This is a genomic window from Micromonospora sp. NPDC005174 (assembly GCF_040608495.1).
Taxonomy (GTDB): Bacteria; Actinomycetota; Actinomycetes; order Mycobacteriales; family Micromonosporaceae; genus Micromonospora.
The window spans coordinates 221,243-243,797 of record NZ_JBEXIJ010000007.1; the positions used below are offsets into that span (position 1 = coordinate 221,243).

Consider the following 22,555-nt stretch of genomic DNA (forward strand, 5'->3'; position numbering starts at 1 on the left):
GCCTCCGGTCATTTTCCGACGGGCGGAAGGGGAGTAGCGTGCCCACAGACGACGGCGCCCACGAGAAGCCCACACAACGACGGTTGTGCGGGGGGTGAGGCACAGCCTCGTCTTCCCGGCTGATATCGTTCGCCCCGTCATGGCTGATGACCAAACCCCCCGTCCCGCCGGTCAACCGGACGACTATCCGTCCGGGGCCGGTCAGGGTTGGACCGCGCTGAGCTACCTCATCGGAGGCATGCTCGTGTGGGGTTTCATCGGCTGGCTGGTCGACCAGTGGCTCGATACCGGTGGCGTCGCCACCGGGATCGGCTTCGTGCTCGGCATGGCTGGGGGAGTCATCCTGGTCATCCGCCGACTCGGCACGCCTACTTAGGAAGGGACGCGGTGTTCGGACAGGCGAACGTCCTGGCAGCGGGCCAGGCAGAATTCCCACCTAGCAAGGAGGACTTCTACCTGCCCAGCATCCTGCCCTGGGGTGCGGAGAACTCTTACTGGTTCACCAAGTTCACGCTGATGATCTGGATCGCGGTCGGTGTCCTGATCATTTTCTTCCTGGCGACCTACCGCAACCCGAAGCTGGTGCCGACCAAGAAGCAGTGGTTCGCCGAGTCGATCTACGGCTTCGTGCGGAACAACATCGCGGTCGACATGATCGGGCACCAGGGCGTGCGGTTCGCTCCGTACTTCACCACGCTCTTCTGCTTCGTGCTGCTGACGAACGCGTTCGCGATCATCCCGGTCTTCCAGATCTCGCCGAACTCGCACATCGCCTTCCCGGCGATCCTTGCGGTGATCAGCTACGTGCTGTTCAACTACATCGGCATCCGGCACCACGGCTTCGCCAAGTACTTCAAGCACGCCCTGATCCCGCCGGCGCCCTGGTACATCCTGCCGCTGCTGATCCCGATCGAGGCGTTCTCGACCTTCATCATCCGGCCGTTCTCACTGGCCGTTCGTCTCTTCGCGAACATGTTCGCCGGCCACATGCTCCTGCTGGTCTTCACGCTCGGCGGCTTCGCGATGCTCAGCGCCAACGCCTGGTTGGCGCCGGTGTCGGTGGTCTCCTGGGTGATGACCGTGGCGCTGACCCTTCTCGAAGCGCTGGTCATCGTCCTGCAGGCCTACGTCTTCACGGTGCTGAGCGCCAGCTACATCCAGGGCGCGCTCGCCGAAGAGCACTGATCCACGCACCAACCGTTGTCGTCCCGCGTGAGAGTCACGCGTGATAACCAGGAGGAACCACACCAATGGACGCTAGCGTTCTCGCCGAGGTCACCGGTAGCACCGCTGCCATCGGCTACGGTCTCGCCGCCATCGGCCCGGGCATCGGCGTTGGCCTGGTCTTCGCCGCCTACATCCAGTCGACCGCCCGGCAGCCCGAGTCGTCGCGCATGACCCTGCCGTACGTCTGGATCGGCTTCGCCGTCATCGAGGCGCTCGCGCTGTTCGGCATCGCCTTCGGCTTCATCTGGGCCGGCTGATTCCGCCCCTTCCGACCGGGAGGTCACCCATGTTGTTCCTCCTCGCCGCCGAGGGTGGTGAGTCGGGCCACAACCCGATCATTCCGATCTGGCAAGAGATCGTGGTCGGCACGATCGCCTTCGCCGTGCTCTGCTTCGTGCTGATGAAGTTCGTCTTCCCGCGCATGGAGCAGACGTTCCAGGCTCGGGTCGACGCGATCGAGGGCGGCATCAAGCGCGCCGAGGCCGCGCAGGCCGAGGCGAACCAGCTGCTCGAGCAGTACCGTGCCCAGCTCGCCGAGGCTCGGACCGACGCCGCCAAGATCCGTGACGACGCGCGGGCCGACGCCGAGGGCATCCGTCAGGACATCCTCGCCAAGGCGCGGGAGGAGTCCGACCGGGTCATCCAGGCGGGCAAGGACGCGCTCGCCGCCGAGCGGGCCACCATCGTGCGCGAGCTGCGCGCGGAGGTCGGCACCATCGCGGTGGACCTGGCCAGCAAGATCGTCGGCGAGTCGCTGACCGACGAGGCGCGGCGCAAGGGCACTGTCGACCGGTTCCTGAGCGGTCTCGAGAGCACGGGGGCCCGCTGATGCAGGCCGCCAGCCGGGAGTCGTACAAGATCGCGGCCGAGCGCCTCGACGCGTACGTCCGCGGCGCGGAGCCGTCGGCGGTGGCCTCCACCGCCGACGCCGTCCTCTCCGTGGCGACCCTGCTGCGGCGTGAGCCGCGGCTGCGCCGGGCGCTCTCCGAGCCAGCCCGTTCCGGCGAGGACCGCGGGGCGCTGCTCGGCGACATGCTGGGCGGGCGGATCGGCGCGGACGCGCTCGACCTGCTCGTGACGCTGGTCTCCGGCCGGTGGTCGGCACCGTCGGAACTGCTCGACGGCACCGAGCGCCTCGGCGTGGAGGCGCTGCTGGCCAGCGCCGACTCCGCCGGTGAGCTGGGCGAGGTCGAGGACGAACTGTTCCGCTTCGGCCAGGTCGTGGGTGGTCAGCCGGCGCTGAGCAACGCGCTGGCCGACCCGGTCGCCCCGGTCGAGCAGCGGGCCACCCTGGCCCGCGAGCTGCTCGCCGACAAGGCCCGTCCGGTCACCGTCCGCCTCGTCGAGGCGGCGCTCGGCGGTTTCGGGGGACGCTCCTTCAGTGGGGCGCTCACCCGGCTGGTCGAGCTGGCCGCCGACCGGCGTGACCGGCAGGTGGCGTACGTGACCGTCGCGGCCCCGTTGAGTGACGAGGACGAGCGTCGACTGGGTGCGAGCCTCACCGCGATATACGGTCGAGAGGTGTCCGTCAAGCAGACGGTCGACCCCGCCGTTCTCGGTGGAGTGAGCGTCCGGGTCGGTTCCGACCTGTACGACGGCACCATCCTGCGCCGCCTCAACGAGACCCGCAACGCGCTCGCGAAGCGCTGAACGGCTCACCGCCCAGCAACCGGGCGGTTCCGCCGCCCAGCGCCTGGATTGACAGACGCCATTCGGACCGGTTGGTACTAGGTATCCCGGGCCCCTGAATTTTAAGGAAGCAGAGGATGGCCGAGCTGACCATCTCGACGGAGGAGATCCGCGGCGCCCTGGAGCGCTACGTCTCCTCCTACTCGTCCGACGTCTCCCGCGAGGAGGTCGGCACCGTCGCCGACACCGGCGACGGCATCGCCCACGTCGAGGGCCTGCCCTCGACCAAGACCAACGAACTCCTGGAGTTCGAGGACGGCACGCTCGGCGTGGCGCTGAACCTCGACGTGCGGGAGATTGGTGTCGTCGTCCTCGGTGACTCCGCCAAGCTGGCGGAGGGGCAGCGCGTCAAGCGCACCGACCGGGTGCTCTCGGTTCCGGTCGGCGACGCCTTCCTCGGCCGCGTGGTCAACGCGCTCGGCCAGCCGATCGACGGCCTCGGCGACATCGCCGAGGAGGGTTACCGCGAGCTGGAGCTGCAGGCTCCGAACGTGATGGCCCGGCAGTCGGTGTTCGAGCCGCTGCAGACCGGCATCAAGGCGATCGACGCGATGACCCCGATCGGTCGGGGCCAGCGGCAGCTGATCATCGGTGACCGCAAGACCGGCAAGACCACTGTCGCGCTGGACGCCATCCTCAACCAGCGGGACAACTGGCGCACCGGCGACCCGAAGAAGCAGGTTCGCTGCATCTACGTCGCCATCGGCCAGAAGGCCTCCACCATCGCCTCGATCAAGGGGCAGCTGGAGGAGGCGGGCGCGCTGGAGTACACGACCATCGTGGCCTCGCCGGCGTCCGACCCGGCCGGCTTCAAGTACCTGGCCCCGTACACCGGCTCGTCCATCGGCCAGCACTGGATGTACGGCGGCAAGCACGTCCTGATCGTCTTCGACGACCTGAGCAAGCAGGCCGAGGCGTACCGGGCCGTGTCGCTGCTGCTGCGTCGCCCGCCGGGCCGTGAGGCGTACCCGGGTGACGTCTTCTACCTGCACTCCCGCCTGCTGGAGCGCTGCGCGAAGCTCTCCGACGAGCTGGGTGGCGGCTCGATGACCGGTCTGCCGATCATCGAGACGAAGGCCAACGACATCTCGGCCTTCATCCCGACCAACGTCATCTCGATCACCGACGGCCAGATCTTCCTGGAGACCGACCTGTTCAACCAGGGCGTTCGTCCGGCGATCAACGTCGGCACCTCGGTCTCCCGAGTCGGTGGCGCCGCGCAGGTGAAGCCGATGAAGAAGGTCTCCGGTTCGCTGCGGCTCAACCTGGCCCAGTACCGCGAGCTGGAGGCGTTCGCCGCCTTCGCCTCCGACCTGGACCGCGCCTCCCAGAACCAGCTGAACCGTGGTTCGCGTCTGGTGGAGCTGCTCAAGCAGTCGAACTACTCGCCGTTCCCGGTGCAGGAAGAGGTCGTCTCGGTCTGGTCCGGCGTCGAGGGCAAGCTCGACGACATCCCGGTCGGCGAGGTACGGCGCTTCGAGTCGGAGTTCCTCCAGTACCTGCGGCACAAGCACGAGGGTGTCCTCGCGTCGATCGCCGACAACCAGTGGAACGACGACATCACCGGCTCTCTGGACACCGCGATCGCGGAGTTCAAGCAGGTCTTCCTGAACAAGGAGGACGAGCGCAAGGTCAACGACGCGCCGGCCGCTCCGCTCGAGGGCGACGAGAACCGCGAGACGGTGACCCGCTTCCGCGACGGCGCGACCGACCGCCCGGCCGAGAGCTGATCCGATGGCGGCCCAGGTACGCGTTCTTCGTCAACGAATCCGCTCGGCGAAGTCGATGAAGAAGATCACCAAGGCGATGGAGCTCGTGGCGACGAGCCGGATCGCCAAGGCCCAGGCGCGGGTGCAGGCGTCCCTGCCGTACGCCCAGGCCATCACCGGTGTGCTCACGGCGCTGGCGTCCAACGCGCGGATCGACCACCCGCTGCTCACCCCGCGCGAGCGGGTGCGGCGGGCGGGCGTCCTGTTGGTCACCAGCGACCGTGGCCTGGCCGGCGGTTACAGCTCCAACGCGATCAGGATGGCCGAGTCGCTGATCGCGCGGCTCAAGGCGGACGGCAAGGAGCCGGTGCTCTACGTCATCGGGCGTAAGGGCGTCGGGTTCTACCGGTTCCGTGACCGGCCGATCGAGGCGAACTGGACCGGGTTCAGCGAGCAGCCGTCGTTCGAGGACGCCCGTGCCGTGGGTGAGACGCTGATCAAGGCGTTCACGGCCGGTGCGGACGACGTCGACGGTGCCGCCGGCGCGGACGGGGTGCTCGGCGTCGACGAGTTGCACATCGTCTACACCGAGTTCCACTCACTGATGACGCAGAACCCGGTCACCAAGGTCATCGGTCCGATGCAGGTGGAGGACCGGCCGCGCTCCGAGGGGCTGCTGCCGGCGTACGAGTTCGAGCCGGAGGCGGAGGCGCTGCTCGACGCGCTCCTGCCGAGGTACATCAACACGCGGATCTACGCGGCGTTGCTCGAGTCGGCGGCGAGTGAGTCGGCGGCACGGCGGCGGGCGATGAAGAGCGCCACCGACAACGCCGAAGAGATGATCGAGAAGTACACGCGTGAGATGAACTCGGCCCGTCAGGCCGGGATCACCCAGGAGATCAGCGAGATCGTCGGCGGCGCCAACGCGCTCGCCGCGTCGGGAAGTGAAGTGTGATGACTGTATCGACTGCGGCTGGCGGACCAGCCGAGACCAAGACGGCCACGGGTCGCGTGGTCCGGGTCATCGGCCCGGTCGTCGACGCCGAGTTCCCGCGCGACGCCATGCCGGCCCTGTTCAACGCCCTGAACGTCACCGTGAACCTGTCCGGCGGTGAGAAGACGCTGACCCTGGAGGTCGCCCAGCACCTGGGTGACAACCTGGTCCGCGCGATCTCGATGCAGCCGACGGACGGTCTGGTTCGCGGCGCGGAGGTTCGTGACCGCGGCGAGCCGATCACCGTTCCGGTGGGTGACGCGGTCAAGGGCCACGTGTTCAACGCGATCGGCGAGGTGCTCAACCTCAAGGAGGGCGAGACCCTCACCCCGGACGACCGCTGGGGTATCCACCGCAAGGCCCCGGCCTTCGCGGACCTGGAGCCGAAGACCGAGATGCTGGAGACCGGCATCAAGGTGATCGACCTGCTCGCCCCGTACGTCAAGGGCGGCAAGATCGGCCTGTTCGGCGGCGCGGGCGTGGGCAAGACGGTGCTCATCCAGGAGATGATCACCCGGGTTGCCCGTAACTTCGGTGGTACCTCGGTCTTCGCCGGCGTGGGTGAGCGCACCCGCGAGGGCAACGACCTGATCGCCGAGATGACCGAGTCCGGCGTCATCGACAAGACCGCGCTGGTCTACGGCCAGATGGACGAGCCGCCGGGCACGCGTCTGCGGGTCGCGCTCTCCGCGCTCACCATGGCGGAGTACTTCCGCGACGTGAAGAAGCAGGAGGTGCTGCTCTTCATCGACAACATCTTCCGCTTCACCCAGGCGGGTTCGGAGGTCTCCACCCTGCTCGGCCGTATGCCGAGCGCCGTGGGTTACCAGCCGACCCTGGCCGACGAGATGGGCGAGCTCCAGGAGCGGATCACCTCCGTCCGGGGCCAGGCCATCACCTCGATGCAGGCGATCTACGTGCCGGCGGACGACTACACCGACCCCGCCCCGGCCACCACGTTCGCCCACCTCGACGCGACCACCAACCTGGAGCGGTCGATCTCCGACAAGGGCATCTACCCGGCCGTGGACCCGCTGGCGTCCTCGTCCCGGATCCTCGCCCCGGAGTTCGTCGGCGCCGAGCACTTCCAGGTGGCCACCGAGGTCAAGCGGATCCTGCAGCGCTACAAGGACCTGCAGGACATCATCGCCATCCTCGGTATCGAGGAGCTCTCCGAGGAAGACAAGATCACCGTGGCCCGGGCCCGGCGGATCGAGCGCTTCCTCTCGCAGAACACCTACGCGGCGGAGCAGTTCACCGGCGTGCCGGGCTCGACGGTCCCGATCAAGGAGACCATCGAGGCGTTCCGCAAGATCAGCGAGGGTGAGTACGATCACTTCCCCGAGCAGGCGTTCTTCATGTGCGGCGGTCTCGAGGACCTGGAAGCCAAGGCTGAGGAGCTGATGAAGGCCTGACAGCCCTCGTCGTACCCGCACCGCAAAAGACTGCCCCGGCAATGTCGGGGCAGTCTTTTGTTCATCTTCACGTCTTACCATCGTCGCGGTCCGTTACTCGTGGTCGTCGCTCGACCGGTACGCGAGATACGGTCGGTCCGCGCGTTCACGTGAACGGCGCTGACTTCTGCAACCTTTCGACGACGTGCGCCCGTCTCCACTACGTGGGCGTAGCGAACGGAGATGAGCGTGGGTAAGGCCGGCAAGCGTGGCCGCAAGTCGTCCATCTGGCGGGGTGTGCCGCGCTGGGCCAAGCTCTGCACCGTCTTCGGCCTCGTGCTGACCGTGCTCAGCGGTGGGGCGCTCGTCGGCAGCGAGGTGCTGATGGCCCGCTACGAGGGTGCCGTCGGCAAGGCCGACCTCTTCGGTGACCAGGCGGCGGGCGCCAAGGAGAAGAAGAGCGACATCAAGGGCCCGCTCAACCTCCTGCTGGTCGGCATCGACCCGCGTACGCCGACGGCCGCGCCGCTGGCTGACTCGATCATGGTGCTGCACGTTCCGGCGTCGATGGACCGGGCCTACCTCTTCTCGTTGCCGCGCGACCTCTACGTCGACATCCCGGCGTTCAAGAAGGCCAACTTCGGCGGCGAGACGACGAAGATCAACGCTGCGATGTCGTTCGGCAGCCGGGTGCCGGGCGGCAACCCGGACGCGGCGCGCGGCTTCGAGCTGCTGGCCACCACCGTGCAGAACGCCACCGGCATCAAGCGCTTCGACGCGGGCGCGATCATCAACTTCACCGGCTTCCAGAAGATCGTCGACGCGATGGGCGGCGTCGACATGTACGTCGAGCGGGACGTGAAGTCCGAGCACAAGCAGCCGGACGGCAAGCCCCGGCCCGGCAACACGCGTGGCGAGGGCTACGTCGGCCCGCAGGCGATCTACAAGAAGGGCACCCATCACCTCAGCGGGTGGCAGGCCCTGGACTACGTCCGGCAGCGCTACCCGAAGAACGGTGTTCCGGACGCGGACTACGGCCGGCAGCGCCACCAGCAGCAGTTCGTGAAGGCGATGGTCGGCCAGGCGTTCAGCGCCGACGTCGTGGCCAATCCGATCAAGCTCGACAAGGTGCTCCGCGCCGCCGGCCAATCGCTGATCTTCAACGGTCGGGGCAACAGTGTGGTCGACTTCGGGCTCGCCCTGAAGAACATCCGCCCGAACACCATTCAGATGATCAAGCTGCCGGGCGGACCGGTCTTCGAGGGCAAGACCTACAAGGGTGAGCAGTTCCAGGCAGGCGTCCCGGAGTTCTTCACCGCCCTGCACAATGAACAACTGGACCCGTTCCTGCTGGAGCACCCGGAATTCCAGAACAAGAGCAAGTAGGCGTGGCGCAGCTCTCGCCACCCGCGTTGGGGGCGGTTCGGCGGCACGACTAGACTTTCGGCAATCCGTAGCCGCAGCAAGGAGACAGCGTGGCACAGCAGCTTCACGTCGAGCTCGTCGCCGTCGAGGAGAAGGTCTGGTCAGGTGAGGCCGAGATGGTCGTCGCCCGGACCACCGAGGGCGAGCTGGGTGTCCTGCCGGGTCACGCGCCGCTGCTCGGCCAGCTCGCCGAGCCCGGCCAGGTTCGCATCAAGCTGGCCGGCGGCGAGCAGGTCGCGTACGAGGTAGCCGGCGGCTTCCTCTCGGTGAGCGCCGAGGGCGTCACCGTGCTGGCCGAGAGCGCTACCCCGGTTTCCGCGCAGAGCCGCTGAGCCACAACCGCGGATGCAGATCGTCGAAGGGATCGGGATCGGCGTCGCCGTCATCCTCGTCGCGCTTCTCGTGCTCTTCGTCCGGCGGGCCGTCGTCACCCGCAGCGGTGGCATCATCCGGCTCAGCGTTCGGGTGACCACCGTACTCGACGGGCGTGGTTGGTCACCGGGGTTCGGCCGGTTCGCCGGTGAAGAACTGCGCTGGTACCGGATGTTCAGTTTCGCACTCCGTCCCAAGCGGGTCCTGTCCCGCAAGGACCTCGCGGTCGAGCGCCGGCGGTTGCCCGAAGGGCAGGAACGGCTCTCCATGCCGGCCGACTGGGTGATCCTCCGCTGTACGAGTCACCACGCACCGGTGGAGATCGCCATGGCGCGATCGACCGTCACCGGCTTCCTCTCCTGGCTCGAGGCCGCCCCTCCGGGGGCGGTCTCGCCGCGTCTGGCCTCCCAGGACTGGCCGGCTGCCTGATCTGCTCTGTCGTTGCTCCTGAGCTTTCCGTGGTCGCTGTTCGGTGTTTCCGGGGCAGCCCTCCCGGCTCCGGGCGGTCAAGCTTGATCCCTGCGCCGGGCGGGCTGCCCCGGAAACCCGTCCGTGGCGCTGTGCGTCGGTCCGGTCCGGTTTTTGATCACCTGCCGTTACCGGTTTCGGTGAGTCCCCGCTTCCTCGGCGGCCGGGGTTCGCTTGGTCCCGCCTCTTCGGTGGCCGCGGGGGGTTGATCGACTCGGCTTTCTTGACGTCGGGGTGTTCCCGTGGCGGGGATGCCCCGACTTCGTTGGACCGGAGTCGATCAACGCGCTGGTCGGGTCCAGGTGGCAGCTCCGCCGACGCGTGAGTGCGGCTGGAGCGGGAACTACCCCTGCACGGCGCCCATCATCAGCGCTTGCCGCCCGGCACCCATAGCACATCGCCCGCCGGATTTGCCGTTCTTGACAGGATAAAGAGCAGATCGGAGAGCCGGTTGAGATACTTTGCCGGGAGCGGGCTGGTCCGGTCCGGATCGTGGCTGACCAACGCCCATGCTGCCCGCTCGGCTCGTCGGGCGATGGTCCGCGCCACGTGCAGCAGCGCCGCGCCCGCGGTGCCGCCCGGGAGGATGAAGGAGTCGAGCTTGCTCAGGCGCGCGTTGTACTCGTCGCACCAGCCCTCCAGGCGCTCGACGTACTCCTCGGTGACCCGCAGCGGCGGGTACTTCGGCTCCGGCTCGACCGGCGTGGACAGGTCGGCGCCGACGTCGAACAGGTCGTTCTGCACCGACGCCAGGACGACTCGCAGCTCGTCGTCGAGCTGGCCCAGGGCGAGCGCGACACCGATCGCCGCGTTGCACTCGTCGACATCCGCGTACGCGGCGATCCGTGGATCGGTCTTCGGGACCTGTTCGTTGTTGCTCAGCCTGGTCATGCCGGCGTCGCCGGCCTTGGTGTAGATGCGCGTGAGGTGGACGGCCATGACGCACAGCCTACGGATACCCGACCTGACGATCCCCGCGCGACCGGACGCGACAGCCGGCTGGCCGGCGGTGGTGGGCCCGGGCGACGCCGGTGATACGGCGGTCAACGACGTCGACGTCATCCGCGTCTGCGGTGCGGCCCGCCTGGCCGGCACCGTGCACGTGGTCGGCGCGAAGAACTCGGCGCTGAAGCTGATGGCCGCCGCGCTGCTCGCCCCCGGCCGCAGCGTGATCACCAACGTTCCCCGGATCACCGACATCGCGATCATGGGGGAGGTGCTGCGGCGGCTGGGCTGTGACGTCCGGTTCGACGCGGACGACCCCGTCGACCCGATGGTGGCCCGGGGCGGGGTCGCGCGCTCCCGTTCGGTGACCATCGACGTACCCGAGCAGCCGGGCGCGGAGGCCGACTACGACCTGGTCCGGCGGCTGCGCGCGTCGATCTGCGTGCTGGGCCCGCTGCTGGCCCGCCGGGGTTATGTGCGGGTCGCCCACCCGGGCGGCGACGCGATCGGCTCGCGCGGCCTGGACATGCACATCTCCGGGTTGACCCGGATGGGCGCGGAGATCTCCGGCGAGCACGGCTTCGTCATCGCCGAGGCCCCGCACGGGCTGCGCGGCGCGGACATCGTGCTGGACTTCCCCAGTGTGGGCGCGACCGAGAACCTGGTGATGGCGGCGGTCCTGGCGCAGGGCACCACGATGATCGACAACGCGGCCCGGGAGCCCGAGATCGTCGACATCTGCACGATGCTCAACCAGATGGGCGCGCGGATCTCCGGCGCCGGCACGTCCACCCTCCGGATCACCGGCGTGCCCGGCCTGCGCCCGGTGCGGCACGCCACCGTCGGGGACCGGATCGTCGCCGGCACCTGGGCGTTCGGCGCCGCGATGACCCGCGGCGACGTGACGGTGACCGGGCTGGACCCGGCCTACCTGGAGGTCGCGCTGGACAAGGTCGTCGCGGCCGGCGGCCTGGTCGAGACGCGCGGTGACGGCTTCCGGGTACGCATGGACGACCGCCCCCGCGCGGTGGACGTGGTGACTCTGCCGTACCCCGGGTTCGCCACCGACCTGCTGCCGATGGCGATCGGGCTGGCCGCGGTCAGCGACGGCGCGTCCCTGATCACGGAGAACATCTTCGACGGCCGGTTCATGTTCGCCAACGAGATGATGCGGCTGGGCGCGGACATCAAGACCGATGGGCACCACGCGGTGGTCCGGGGGCGGGAGCGGCTGTCCGGAGCGCCGGTTCGGGCCACCGACATCCGCGCCGGCGCCGGGCTGATCATCGCCGCGCTCTGCGCGGACGGGCCCACCGAGGTCTCGCACGTGCACCACGTCGACCGGGGGTACCCGGATTTCGTGGCCGACCTGCGTGCGCTCGGGGTTGCGGTGGAGCGGGGGACCGCGCCCGAGGAGCCGTCGCTGGAGATCTGACCACCGACTTAGCCATCGTTCAGGCTCGCGGGCTAGGGTCTGTTTCACACAGACCCTAGGGTGCAGGCAGGCACTCAATCGCAGCGAGGGAGAAGCAGATGGCGGGTCGACTCGCGGTCGTCGGGGCCGGGCTGATGGGCTCCGGCATCGCCCAGGTGGCGGCGCAGGCGGGCTGGCAGGTGACGCTGCGCGACCTGGACGACGCGGCCACCACCCGAGGGCTCGGCGGTATCCGGAAGTCGCTGGAGAAGTTCGCCGAGAAGGGCAGGATCGAGGCGTCCGACGTCGAGGCGACGCTTGCCCGGATCACCCCCACCACCGACCTGGAGGCCGCGGCCGACGCGGACATCGTGGTCGAGGCGGTCTTCGAGCGGCTGGAGATCAAGCACGAGGTGTTCCGGGCTCTGGACAAGATCTGCAAGGCCGACGCGGTGCTCGCCACCAACACGTCGGCCATTCCGGTCACCCAGATCGCCGCGGTCACCGAGCGGCCCGAGGCCGTCGTCGGCACGCACTTCTTCTCGCCGGTGCCGATGATGCAGCTCTGCGAGCTGGTGCGCGGCTACAAGACGAGCGACGCCACCCTCGACACCGCGCGGGCCTTCGCCGAGGAGATCGGCAAGACGGTCGTCGTGGTCAACCGGGACATCGCCGGTTTCGTGACCACCCGACTGATCTCCGCGCTGGTGATGGAGGCGGTCAAGCTCGTCGAGTCCGGCGTGGTGTCCGCCGAGGACCTGGACACGGCCTGCCGGTTGGGCTTCGGGCACGCCATGGGTCCGCTGGCCACCACCGACCTGACCGGGGTGGACGTGCTGCTGCACGCCTCGAAGAACATCTACACCGACACGGCCGACGAGAAGTTCTTTCCGCCGGAGCTGCTCCAGCGCATGGTCACCGCGGGTGACCTGGGCCGCAAGACCGGCAAGGGCTTCTACACCTACTGAGTGGGTGACGACCGGGGCGGCGCTGCCCGCCCCGGTCGGTCCGCTCACCCGTCGCGCTTGGTGGTCCAGCGGAAGGTGGTCAGGCAGAGCACCAGGCCGATCACGCACCACAGAGCCAGCACCAGCGCCACCCGCCCCAGCTCGAACGAGCCGCCCGGTTCCTGCGCCCCGAAGCTCTCCGGCAGGAAGACCGCCCGTAGCCCCTGACACATCCACTTCAGCGGGAACAACGCAGCCACCTGCTGCATCCAGGTGGGCAGGTCGGTGAAGACGAAGAACACCCCGGAGATGAACTGGAGCACCAGGGCCACCGGGGTGACCACGGCCGAGCCACTGCGGGCGGTGCGAGCCAGCGACGAGATGGCGATGCCGCACAGGGTGCACGCGGTCACCCCGAGCACGGAGACCCAGCCGAAGGTGAACCACTTCCCGGCGCTGCCGGGCAGGTCGAGGTCGAACAGCGCCACCGCGACGGCCAGCAGCAGCACGGTCTCGGCGATCCCGATGGCCACCACCATGATCACCTTGCCGGCGAACCAGACCCACTTCGGCATCGGCGTGCCCCGGTAGCGCTTGAGCACACCCCGATCCCGCTCGATCGGGATCCAGATGCCCAGGTTCTGGAAGCTCACTGTCATCAGACCGGTCGCGATCATGCCGGTGATGAAGTACTGGGTGAACCGCACCCCGCCCCCGATCGTCCCGTCGAAGATCGACGCGAAGATGAGGATCATGATGATGGGGAAGCCCATCGTGAAGACCACGGACTCCCGGCTGCGCAGGAACTGCGTGATCTCCAGCCGGCCCTGGCGTAGGGCGAGGGAGCCGGCGCGAGGTGGGCGGCCGCGGCCGGCGGTGATCGGTGTGGCCGGCTTCGTCGTGGTCGTCATCGCGCTTGTCCGATCATGGTGAGGTAGACGTCCTCCAGGGTCGGCCGGGTCACGGTGAGCCCGGGGACCTCGCCGCCGTAGCGCGCGGCCAGGTCGGCCACGAAGGCCGTCGGCGTCGCGCTCTGCGCGCTCTCCCGAACCCCTTCCGGGGTACGCCAGGAGACCGTCGCCAGGGACTCCTGGCGGTTGCCGAGCCGGTTCGGTGCGGCCACCTCGACCAGCCGGCCGCCGGCGATCACGCCCACCCGGTCGGCGAGCGTCTCCGCCTCGTCCAGATAGTGCGTGGTGAGCAGAATCGTGGTGCCGGCGGCGGCGAGGTCGCGGATCAGCTCCCAGAACTCGCGGCGTGCCTCCGGGTCGAAGCCGGTGGTCGGCTCGTCGAGGAAGAGCAGTTCGGGGCGGCCGATGATGCCCAGCGCCACGTCGAGGCGGCGCTTCTGGCCGCCGGAGAGGGTGTGCGTACGGGCCTTCGCCTTCGCGGCGAGCCCGACCCGCTCGATCACCTTGGCGGGGTCGTCGGCGTCGGGATAGAAGCCGGAGAAGTGCCGGACCACCTCGGCCACGGTCAGCTCGTCGAACTCGCCGGTGCCCTGCAACACGATGCCGACACGGGAGCGCCAGCCGGCGTCGGGTCGGGCCGGGTCCGCGCCGAGCACGGCCACCTCGCCGGCGTCCCGGTGCCGGTAGCCCTCCAGGATCTCCACGGTGGTGGTCTTGCCCGCGCCGTTCGGGCCGAGCAACGCGAACACCTCGCCCCGGTGGACGTCGAGGTCCACGCCCGCCACCGCCACGTTGTCGCCGTACGCCTTGCGCAGCCCCCGGACGGAGATGGCCAGCTCGTCATCCATGACGTCCAGTGTGCGTCCTGGTGGCGATCGGCGGGTGCCCGGGGTATGGCGGTCCGGGCCACCGCGAGCGCTTCGCACCCGGGCGTCCTCGACATGGACCTGTGTGGTTTTCCACAACCTCTTCTACTGAACGGTAACTTAGACTCCGGCCATGGATGAGACGCCCAGCCGGTTGCCCGAGCGGGATCGCCCGTGGGTGATGCGCACGTACGCCGGCCACTCGTCGGCCGCCGCCACGAACGCGCTCTTCCGCCGCAACCTCGCCAAGGGCCAGACCGGTCTGTCGGTCGCCTTCGACCTGCCCACCCAGACCGGGTACGACCCCGACCACGAGCTGGCCGCCGGTGAGGTCGGCCGGGTCGGCGTGCCGGTGGCCCACCTGGGGGATATGCGGGCGCTCTTCGACGGCATCCCGCTCGCCGAGATGAACACCTCGATGACCATCAACGCCCCGGCGATGTGGCTGCTCTCCCTCTACGGGACCGTGGCGATGGAGCAGGGGTGGACCGTCGACAGGCTCTCCGGCACCACCCAGAACGACATCATCAAGGAGTACCTGTCCCGGGGGACGTACATCTTCCCGCCGGCGGCCTCGCTGCGGCTGACCGCGGACGTCATCGCCCACACGCTGACGGCGATGCCGAAGTGGAACCCCGTCAACATCTGCTCGTACCACCTCCAGGAGGCCGGCGCGACGCCCGTGCAGGAGGTCGGCTTCGCGCTCGCCACCGCCGTCGCCGTCCTCGACGCGGTCCGCGACTCCGGCCAGGTGCCCGCCGAACGGATGGGCGACGTCGTGCAGCGCGTCTCGTTCTTCGTCAACGCGGGCGTGCGCTTCGTCGAGGAGATCGCCAAGGTGCGCGCGTTCGGCGTGCTCTGGGAAGAGATCACCCGGGACCGGTACGGCGTGACCAACTCCCGGCAGCGGCGGTTCCGCTACGGCGTACAGGTCAACTCACTCGGCCTCACCGAGGCGCAGCCGGAGAACAACATCCAGCGCATCGTGCTGGAGATGCTCGGCGTGACGATGTCCCGGGACGCCCGGGCCCGTGCGGTGCAGCTACCCGCCTGGAACGAGGCGCTCGGCCTGCCCCGCCCCTGGGACCAGCAGTGGTCGCTACGGATGCAGCAGGTTTTGGCGTACGAGTCGGACCTGCTCGAATACCCCGACCTGTTCGCCGGCTCGCACGTGATGACCGCGCTCGTCGACGAGATCGTCACCGGGGCACGGGCAGAGCTGGACGCCGTGTTGGAGCTGGGCGGCGTGGTGGCCGCCGTGGAGACCGGCTACCTCAAGAGCGCGCTGGTCGCCTCGCTGGCCGAACGCCGTCGCCGGATCGAGACCGGCGTCGACGTGGTGATCGGCGTCAACCGGTACGCCGAGACCGAGGCCTCTCCGCTGACCGCCACCGGTGCGCAGGCCGTCGAGCAGGTCGATCCCGCGGTCGAGGCGGCCGCCGTGGAGGGCGTACGCCGGTGGCGGGCCGACCGGGACGCGGCAGTGGTCGACGCGGCGCTGGCCCGGCTCCGCGCGGACGCCGCGACCACCACCAACCTGATGCCGGCGACCGTCGAGTGTGTGCGGGCCGGGGTGACCACCGGCGAGTGGGCCGGCGCGCTGCGCGAGGTCTTCGGGGAGTACCGGGCGCCGACCGGCCTGGCCGGCGCCACCGGCAGCGGCGGTGAGCCGGGCCTCGTGGCTGTCCGCGAGCGGGTCGCGGCCACCGCGCGGGAACTGGGCACCGGCCGGCTGCGGCTGCTCGTCGGCAAACCCGGCCTGGACGGGCACTCCAACGGTGCCGAGCAGATCGCGGTACGCGCCCGCGACGCCGGCTTCGAGGTCGTCTACCAGGGCATTCGGCTGACCGCCGGACAGATCGTGGCCGCCGCCGTGGAGGAGGACGTGGACCTGGTCGGGCTGTCCGTGCTGTCCGGCTCGCACCTGGCGGCCGTACCCGCGGTGCTCGACGGGTTGCGCACCGCCGGGCGGGCGGACCTGCCGGTGGTGGTGGGCGGAATCATCCCCGCCGGCGACGCCGACACCCTGCTCGCCGCCGGGGTGGCCCGGGTCTTCACGCCGAAGGACTTCGCCCTCACCGGGATCATCGACGACCTGGTGACGGTCATCCGGCAGGCCAACGACCTGCCCTGACCGGGTCCGTCGAAGGGTCAGCGGCCGGCGTAGGTCATGCAGTCGGCCATGTCGTTGTCCGGGCCGACCTTGATGGACGACGCGTGGCACTCCAACTGCTCGTTGTGTCGGCAGTCGGAACGCTGGCAGGCACCCACCTGCGCGGTGAGGCCGTCCACCCCGCCCCGGACGGGTGACTCGACGAAGGTGTGGCAGTGCGCGTGGTCCATGCTGCCGATGGTGATCGCAAACGCGTGACAGTCACCGCCCTGGTTGTACGCGCACGCAGCGACGACACATTCCTGGACTCGGGGCATCTCCATTGCAGTGGTCATGCGACCTCCTCTAGGCTCCTGCCCCGATATTAGGCATTTGCCAGCCTGCGCTTACCCCGATACGCCCGTCTGGCCGTCAGCCTTACCGGCCATGTCGGCATGATCGACACGAGGTCGCCGATATCGCGGTGTCATCCGGCCCGGATACCCCGACTTCGGCGATGTCGAGCCGATCATCGCTCGGTTGCGCCCGCCCGATCGCGCCGGCCGACGGTATGTCCGGCTGTGGGGGTCTTCACGGGGTGACCGGATGTGCCTTGGTGGGCGGGGAGGTCGTTGGCGCGCCGGGGCGTCGTGGCCCCCCGACGATCGCAGGAGCGCAGGTCATCGCCCGCCGTCCGTCAGGTCGGGCGCCATCACCGCGCGTCCTTTGCTCTGCTTCAACCGAGGAGACACCCGGTGTCCGATTATCGGACGGTAGGTGTTTCCTGGGTTGAAGCAGAGCAAAGGCGGATCACCGCCCCCGGCCCCCCGGGCCCCGGGAATGGCCCCGAACCGCCGCTCGTTCCGCGCTGACCCGCCGCGGCGAGCACCCCTGATCACAGGGCCGCCGCCTTCGGGAATGACCCCGGACCGCAGGTCGTTACATACGGACCCGGCGCGGCAAGCCCCGATCCCCCGCGGATCCTCAGCCCCCGGGAATGGCCCCGGCCGGCAGGTCGTTACACACGGACCGGCCGCCGCAGGCCGCCCCCCAGACTTTGCAAGCGCCCGGACGAGGTGCTGACACCCCGCGTCACCAATCCCCCCGAACGGGTGGTGTGTGGGTGTTTCCTCCCCCCGAAGGAGCAACCCCCCATGAACACGATCTTCCGCAAGAGCATGCTGTCCATCGCTGGTCTCGCGTTCGCCGGTGGCGTCTTCGCCGGCCCCATCGCCGCCCACGCCGCCACCCCGGCCGTGGACGCCAAGCCCGCCGCCGTGGCCGTGCAGAGCGCCGCGCCCAAGCCGCAGGGCGACCAGTCGCACATCACCCTCAACGGTGAGCAGACCGCCAACGTCAAGGCCATCATCGCGGCCACGAAGAAGGCCGGCCTGCCCGAGCGGGCCGCGGTCATCTCCATCGCCACGAGCCTGCAGGAGTCCAAGCTGGAGAACCTGGGTCACCTGGGTGACGCCAACGACCACGACTCCCTGGGCCTGTTCCAGCAGCGCCCCACCAGCGGTTGGGGCACGCCGGAGCAGATCACCAACCCGGAGTACTCCACCACGGCGTTCCTCAAGGGCCTGCGCCAGGTTGACGGTTGGCAGGACATGCCGCTGACCGACGCCGCCCAGACCGTACAGGTCTCCGCCTACCCGGACGCGTACGCGCAGTGGGAGCAGCAGGCCACCGACCTGGTTGGCCAGCACTGGAACAGCTGAGAACCACCGATGGCCGGCACCCCACACGGGGTGCCGGCCATCGTCGTACCCGCACATCTTGGAGGTGCGAGCGCTACCGCCGCAGCCCGAGGTCAGACGCGGAAGCCAGCGGCGCGGGCCGCCTGGCGTTCCCGCCGGCGTTCGGAGCGTCGACGCAGGAACCAGTAGACGAAGCCGACCAGCCCCACCAGGAAGGCGAGTACCAGCACCGGCAGGATGACCGCGACCAGGGACATGACCACGCTCGTCGCGTCCTCGGCGGTGCTGGCCACGGGTGCGCCGAACCCGGCGGTGGTCGCGTTGATGACTGGCCGCGCGGCGGACTTCAGCAGATGTACGCCGAAGGCGAGCAGGACCCCCGTGGCCACGGGCACCCACTGGTGCGAGGTGAAGAAGCTCCCCGGGTCGCTGACCGTCACGGTCTCCGACGACGAGCCCGCACCGAAGGCGAGGCCGCCGGCGGTGGGCCGGACGACGGTCTGCACCACGTCGTTGACGTGGTCGACGACGGGCACCTTGTCCGCCACCATCTCGACGGCGAGAAGTACGGCCAGGATGACGATGACCCAGCCGTTGCCGAGCCAGGTCCAGCCACTGGGCAGGTCGATCAGGTTGGTGTAGCGGCCGAGTAGGCCGAGGACGAGCAGGGGTATGTAGGCGTTCAGACCCGCCGAGGCGGCGAGACCGGTACCGGTGAGGACTTCGAACACGGTCTCAGCATCGCACCGACGCGCCAGTGCCGCTCGGTGGCGCTCGCGGGCCCCTCGGCTACCCTCGTCGGGTGCGGTTGGTCATTGCGAAGTGCTCGGTGGACTATGTCGGACGGCTCTCGGCTCACCTGCCGCCGGCCACCCGGCTGTTGATGGTGAAGGCGGACGGGTCGGTGTCGATTCACGCCGACGACCGTGCGTACAAGCCGCTGAACTGGATGAGCCCGCCCTGTCGGCTGGAGGAGGCCCCCGGCGTGTGGCGGGTGGTCAACAAGGCCGGCGAGGAGCTGCGGATCACCCTGGAGGAGGTCTTCCAGGACACCTCGTACGAGCTGGGCGTTGATCCCGGCCTGCGCAAGGACGGGGTGGAGGCGCATCTCCAGGAGCTGCTGGCGGCCAACCCGGGTGTGCTGGGCGAGGGGTACACGTTGGTGCGCCGCGAGTACATGACGGCGATCGGTCCGGTCGACCTGCTGTGCAGGGACGCGAACTCCGGTGCCGTCGCCGTCGAGATCAAGCGGCGCGGCGAGATCGACGGGGTGGAGCAGCTGACCCGCTACCTGGAACTGATGAACCGCGACCCGCTGCTCAGCCCGGTCACCGGGGTGTTCGCCGCGCAGGAGATCAAGCCGCAGGCCCGGGTGCTCGCTGCCGACCGGGGCATCCGGTGCGTGGTCGTCAACTACGACCGGCTGCGCGGGATCGAGAAGGACGAGCTGACCCTCTTCTGAGCCGGCTCACGCCCCGGTCCGGACGGCGATCAGCGACTTCGGCAGGCCGACCACCCGCTCGACGAGCATCGCCGAGTCGGGGAAGTAGTGGCGCATCTGCGAACGGTCCAGCAGTTCGGTCCAGAGCACCTGGTGGATGGCTGCCTCGTGGCTGCGGGTGGGTTTGTGCCCGAGGGGCCAACGGCGGGCGAGCGCGGTGCGCATCCGGATCGGCAGGAACTGCATCCCCGGTGCGATCCAGTGCGGCTCGATGGGGAAGTACCGGTAGGGCGTCTGCACCCAGTGCCGATCAGCCAGCGCGCGGGCCGCGGCGGCGAACCGCAGCCGGCGTTCGTGGCCACCGACGTGCTCCAGCACGGAGTTGGAGAAGACCAGGTCGTAGGTGCCCTTGGTGACGTGGGCTGGCAGGTCGCAGGCGTCGGCCTGTTCGACGTGGGCCCACTCGGGTACGGCGGCGGGCGGCGGTTCCAGGTTGACCACGGTGACCCGGGCCGGCCGTACGGTAGCGCGGTGCCAGGTGCCCAGCCGGCCACCGAGGTCGACGACGTGCATGTCGCCGATGTCGGGGAAGGTGCGCGCCAGCCATTCCGAACGACGACGCCGCTGCCGAGCGCTCCACGACTGGTCACTGTCGACAAGGCGGTGGCGCAATCGATTGTGGCCCATTTAACGCAATGTACCGCCGTGCGTACGGCGTATAAACATGTGGATACACCGATCGGCTCGCAGATCGGCTATCCGACACTCATCTGCCGTACATCACCTTGATGGCCTTGACGAGGCGTGCCACGTCGCCAGGGGTGCGTTCGAAGGTCATCGACGGCAGCAGTGACCGCGCCCGACGTCGCGTGATGGCCTTGGCTCGGCCGAATTCGCGGAGACCGTCCTCGCCGTGGATCCGACCGAAGCCGGAGTCGCCGACGCCGCCGAACGGCAACGTGGACATCCCGGCGAAGGTCAGGGTCGAGTTGACCGAGGCCATGCCCGAGCGCATGCGCCGCGCGATGGCCACCGCACGCTGCCGGCCGAAGACCGAACCGCCCAGGCCGTACGACAGGGCGTTGGCGCGTGTCACGGCCTCGTCGGCGTCGCGGACCCGGCTGATGGTCACCGTCGGGCCGAAGGTCTCCTCGCGGACGGCGGCCGACTCCTCCGGTACGTCCACCAGCACGGTCGGGTGCACGTACGGTGGCTGCACCGCGTCCGGGCCGCCGAGCACGGCGCGACCGCCGGAGCCGACCGCGGCCTCGATGTGGCGGCGGATCACGTCGATCTGGCTGGGCATGGTGATCGGGCCGATGTCGGCGCCGTCCGGTCCGACGGTCAGCCGGCCGGCGCGGGCGACCACCTTGTCGACGAAGGCGTCGAAGACCGCGTCGACGGCGTAGACGCGTTCGATGCCGATGCAGGTCTGGCCGGCGTTGGTCATGGAGCCCCAGACGCAGGCCTCGGCGGCGGCGTCCAGGTCGGCGTCGCTGTCGACGATCATGGCGTCCTTGCCGCCGCCCTCGATCAGCACCGGCGTCAGCGTCTCGGCGCAGGCGGCCATCACCTTGCGAGCGGTCGCGGTGGAGCCGGTGAAGGCCACCTTGTCGACCCCGGAGCGGCACAGGGCCGCCCCGACGTCGCCGAGCCCGTGCACGGCGGTGAGAACCGGCTGCTCGGGCACCACCTCCGCGAATGTGTCCACCAGCCACTGGCCGACCACGGGTGTGTATTCGCTGGGCTTGAGCACGACGGCGTTGCCGGCGGCCAGGGCGTACGCGACAGAGCCGATCGGGGTGAGGACCGGGTAGTTCCACGGCCCGATCACACCCACCACGCCGTGCGGCTGGTATTCCAGATGCGCGGAGAACTCGGCGAGGACGAGCCGGGACCGCACCCGGCGGGGGCCGAGCACGCGGCTCGCGTTGCGGGCGGCCCAGTCGACGTGCTCGATCGCGCTGGCGATCTCGACGATGCCGTCCGGGATCGGCTTGCCGCCCTCGACGTGCATCAACTCGGCGAGCTGCTCCACGCGCTGGGCGAGCAGCGCGCGCCAGCGCAGCAGCCGCTGGCGACGGCCGGCGAAGCCCAGACCGGCCCACCACTCTCCGGCGGCGCGGGCACGCTCGACGGCCTGCCGTACGTCGGCGTCGGTGGCGGCCGGGAGACGACCGGCCTCGACGCCGGTGGCCGGACTGGTGGAGACCAGTTGGTCCGCCTCGATGAGGGGGGTGCCGGGGACATGCACAGCCGTCATGGGCGGAAGTCTAGACCCGAACATTACTCATCGGTAGGCCGCGATTTCGGGTAGCCGGGACGGGAGTCGCGCCCACCGGCCCGCTCGTTGATCAGTGCAGGTCAGGTGCCAGGTGGCAGGGGGCGGCCGTCCGAATCGTCGAACAGTGGGTGACCGGGAGGTGACGAGGAGCTGACCGGCCGGTCGGTATTGACGATTACCGTCTGATGGCAGGCTGACGCGCGGAGTAACGGTGTGGGGTGGAAGGGCTGACTGTCCATGGAGGAACATCCGGAACTGATGCCGTTGTTGACGGTCGCCGGTGGGCCGATGCGCGGAGCGAGCTTTCGTCTGCGGGCCGAGCCACTGGTGATCGGTCGTGCGCCGACCGGTCACGTGGTCATCAACGACCCGCATCTGAGCCGCCGGCACGCCGAGCTGTGGCTGGCGCCCGAGGGCGCGTCCCTGCGCGATCTGGGCTCGACCAACGGCACCTGGCTCAACGACCGCCGGATCACCGAGGTGGAACGCCTCTCTGACGGTGACGTGATCCGGCTCGGCCGCACCGAGCTGCGCCTCTTCGATCCGGGGGTCGCCCACACGGATCCGGTCGGGCTCAGCTTCGGGGTGTCCCGGCGCGACGTCCGACCGACGCTGCCGCTGCCACTGGCCACGCCACCCGGTGCCCGCCGCTGATCGCGCGCCCGCCAGCCGTGGAG

At 69.4% G+C, this 22,555-nt stretch carries 24 protein-coding genes; 17 read left to right on the top strand and 7 right to left on the bottom strand.

The features are described from left to right. The first annotated feature begins 139 nt into the window (after positions 1-139). The 11 genes from ABZU91_RS11395 to ABZU91_RS11445 all read left to right on the top strand — a co-directional run bounded on the left by ABZU91_RS11395 (position 140) and on the right by ABZU91_RS11445 (position 9,239). Positions 140-376, top strand: a complete 237-nt coding sequence (locus ABZU91_RS11395) for a hypothetical protein (RefSeq protein WP_355052858.1) — start codon at positions 140-142, stop codon at positions 374-376. Between the two features lie 11 nt (positions 377-387). Then, the gene (gene atpB / locus ABZU91_RS11400; protein ID WP_355237491.1) at positions 388-1,185 is read left to right on the top strand and encodes a F0F1 ATP synthase subunit A; all 798 of its coding nucleotides are present in this window, start codon (positions 388-390) and stop codon (positions 1,183-1,185) included. Positions 1,186-1,250: 65 nt separating this feature from the next. Then, positions 1,251-1,484, top strand: coding sequence for an ATP synthase F0 subunit C (locus ABZU91_RS11405; RefSeq protein WP_091405890.1), 234 nt, complete (start codon positions 1,251-1,253; stop codon positions 1,482-1,484). A gap of 32 nt (positions 1,485-1,516) precedes the next feature. Beyond that, the gene (locus ABZU91_RS11410) at positions 1,517-2,056 is read left to right on the top strand and encodes a F0F1 ATP synthase subunit B (RefSeq protein WP_355237653.1); all 540 of its coding nucleotides are present in this window, start codon (positions 1,517-1,519) and stop codon (positions 2,054-2,056) included. Continuing rightward, the gene (locus tag ABZU91_RS11415) at positions 2,056-2,877 is read left to right on the top strand and encodes a F0F1 ATP synthase subunit delta (RefSeq protein ID WP_355237495.1); all 822 of its coding nucleotides are present in this window, start codon (positions 2,056-2,058) and stop codon (positions 2,875-2,877) included. The genes ABZU91_RS11410 and ABZU91_RS11415 overlap by 1 nt, the downstream gene beginning before the upstream one ends. 116 nt (positions 2,878-2,993) lie before the next feature. Then, on the top strand, positions 2,994-4,646 hold the full coding sequence (gene atpA, locus ABZU91_RS11420; protein ID WP_355237498.1) for a F0F1 ATP synthase subunit alpha: 1,653 nt from the start codon (positions 2,994-2,996) through the stop codon (positions 4,644-4,646). Between the two features lie 4 nt (positions 4,647-4,650). Further along, the gene (locus ABZU91_RS11425; RefSeq protein WP_355237501.1) at positions 4,651-5,580 is read left to right on the top strand and encodes a F0F1 ATP synthase subunit gamma; all 930 of its coding nucleotides are present in this window, start codon (positions 4,651-4,653) and stop codon (positions 5,578-5,580) included. Beyond that, on the top strand, positions 5,580-7,034 hold the full coding sequence (atpD, locus tag ABZU91_RS11430; RefSeq protein ID WP_355237503.1) for a F0F1 ATP synthase subunit beta: 1,455 nt from the start codon (positions 5,580-5,582) through the stop codon (positions 7,032-7,034). Before ABZU91_RS11425 ends, atpD begins: the two co-directional genes overlap by 1 nt. Before the next feature lie 222 nt (positions 7,035-7,256). Continuing rightward, positions 7,257-8,399 carry an LCP family protein gene (locus ABZU91_RS11435; protein ID WP_355237506.1) on the top strand — a complete coding sequence of 381 codons (1,143 nt, stop codon included), beginning with the start codon at positions 7,257-7,259 and terminating at the stop codon, positions 8,397-8,399. Positions 8,400-8,488: 89 nt separating this feature from the next. After that, the gene (locus tag ABZU91_RS11440; RefSeq protein WP_355237508.1) at positions 8,489-8,770 is read left to right on the top strand and encodes a F0F1 ATP synthase subunit epsilon; all 282 of its coding nucleotides are present in this window, start codon (positions 8,489-8,491) and stop codon (positions 8,768-8,770) included. A gap of 13 nt (positions 8,771-8,783) precedes the next feature. Then, the gene (locus tag ABZU91_RS11445; protein WP_355237511.1) at positions 8,784-9,239 is read left to right on the top strand and encodes a DUF2550 domain-containing protein; all 456 of its coding nucleotides are present in this window, start codon (positions 8,784-8,786) and stop codon (positions 9,237-9,239) included. Positions 9,240-9,644: 405 nt separating this feature from the next. On the opposite strand, the gene ABZU91_RS11450 is transcribed toward ABZU91_RS11445, so the two are convergent. Beyond that, positions 9,645-10,217, bottom strand: a complete 573-nt coding sequence (locus ABZU91_RS11450) for a cob(I)yrinic acid a,c-diamide adenosyltransferase (protein WP_355237513.1) — start codon at positions 10,215-10,217, stop codon at positions 9,645-9,647. Between ABZU91_RS11450 and murA the strand changes: the two genes are divergently transcribed. After that, positions 10,216-11,658, top strand: coding sequence for a UDP-N-acetylglucosamine 1-carboxyvinyltransferase (gene murA / locus ABZU91_RS11455; RefSeq protein WP_355237516.1), 1,443 nt, complete (start codon positions 10,216-10,218; stop codon positions 11,656-11,658). The genes ABZU91_RS11450 and murA overlap by 2 nt on opposite strands. Positions 11,659-11,756: 98 nt before the next feature. Then, positions 11,757-12,605, top strand: coding sequence for a 3-hydroxyacyl-CoA dehydrogenase family protein (locus ABZU91_RS11460; RefSeq protein WP_355237519.1), 849 nt, complete (start codon positions 11,757-11,759; stop codon positions 12,603-12,605). Between the two features lie 44 nt (positions 12,606-12,649). Here the strand turns inward: ABZU91_RS11460 and ABZU91_RS11465 are convergent, their stop codons facing one another. Both ABZU91_RS11465 and ABZU91_RS11470 read right to left on the bottom strand, forming a co-directional pair. After that, positions 12,650-13,495, bottom strand: a complete 846-nt coding sequence (locus ABZU91_RS11465) for an ABC transporter permease (protein WP_355237522.1) — start codon at positions 13,493-13,495, stop codon at positions 12,650-12,652. Continuing rightward, complete coding sequence (locus ABZU91_RS11470; protein WP_355237525.1) at positions 13,492-14,343, bottom strand: ABC transporter ATP-binding protein; 852 nt, start codon at positions 14,341-14,343, stop codon at positions 13,492-13,494. The genes ABZU91_RS11465 and ABZU91_RS11470 overlap by 4 nt, the downstream gene beginning before the upstream one ends. Positions 14,344-14,494: 151 nt before the next feature. On the opposite strand from ABZU91_RS11470, the gene ABZU91_RS11475 reads away from it, so the two are divergent. Next, positions 14,495-16,495, top strand: coding sequence for a protein meaA (locus tag ABZU91_RS11475; RefSeq protein WP_355237528.1), 2,001 nt, complete (start codon positions 14,495-14,497; stop codon positions 16,493-16,495). Between the two features lie 17 nt (positions 16,496-16,512). Here the strand turns inward: ABZU91_RS11475 and ABZU91_RS11480 are convergent, their stop codons facing one another. Next, positions 16,513-16,809: a DUF1540 domain-containing protein gene (locus ABZU91_RS11480; protein WP_355063537.1), complete on the bottom strand. Its 297-nt coding sequence runs from the start codon at positions 16,807-16,809 to the stop codon at positions 16,513-16,515. Positions 16,810-17,607: 798 nt separating this feature from the next. Between ABZU91_RS11480 and ABZU91_RS11485 the strand changes: the two genes are divergently transcribed. Continuing rightward, the gene (locus tag ABZU91_RS11485) at positions 17,608-18,174 is read left to right on the top strand and encodes a hypothetical protein (protein ID WP_355237532.1); all 567 of its coding nucleotides are present in this window, start codon (positions 17,608-17,610) and stop codon (positions 18,172-18,174) included. Positions 18,175-18,266: 92 nt separating this feature from the next. Here the strand turns inward: ABZU91_RS11485 and ABZU91_RS11490 are convergent, their stop codons facing one another. Further along, positions 18,267-18,884 (bottom strand): DUF4126 domain-containing protein, encoded by a 618-nt coding sequence (locus ABZU91_RS11490; protein ID WP_355237535.1) that lies wholly within the window; start codon positions 18,882-18,884, stop codon positions 18,267-18,269. A 71-nt stretch (positions 18,885-18,955) separates the two neighbouring features. On the opposite strand from ABZU91_RS11490, the gene nucS reads away from it, so the two are divergent. After that, positions 18,956-19,615 (top strand): endonuclease NucS, encoded by a 660-nt coding sequence (gene nucS / locus ABZU91_RS11495; RefSeq protein ID WP_039908963.1) that lies wholly within the window; start codon positions 18,956-18,958, stop codon positions 19,613-19,615. Between the two features lie 6 nt (positions 19,616-19,621). Here nucS and ABZU91_RS11500 read toward each other — a convergent pair whose 3' ends face one another. After that, on the bottom strand, positions 19,622-20,281 hold the full coding sequence (locus ABZU91_RS11500) for a methyltransferase domain-containing protein (RefSeq protein WP_355237538.1): 660 nt from the start codon (positions 20,279-20,281) through the stop codon (positions 19,622-19,624). A 79-nt stretch (positions 20,282-20,360) separates the two neighbouring features. Next, positions 20,361-21,857, bottom strand: coding sequence for an aldehyde dehydrogenase family protein (locus ABZU91_RS11505; RefSeq protein WP_355237541.1), 1,497 nt, complete (start codon positions 21,855-21,857; stop codon positions 20,361-20,363). Between the two features lie 258 nt (positions 21,858-22,115). Here ABZU91_RS11505 and ABZU91_RS11510 point away from each other — a divergent pair, with 258 nt between their 5' ends. Continuing rightward, a complete protein-coding gene (locus ABZU91_RS11510; protein ID WP_355237544.1) occupies positions 22,116-22,532 on the top strand; it encodes an FHA domain-containing protein in 417 nt (138 codons plus the stop codon). Positions 22,533-22,555: the final 23 nt, after the last annotated feature.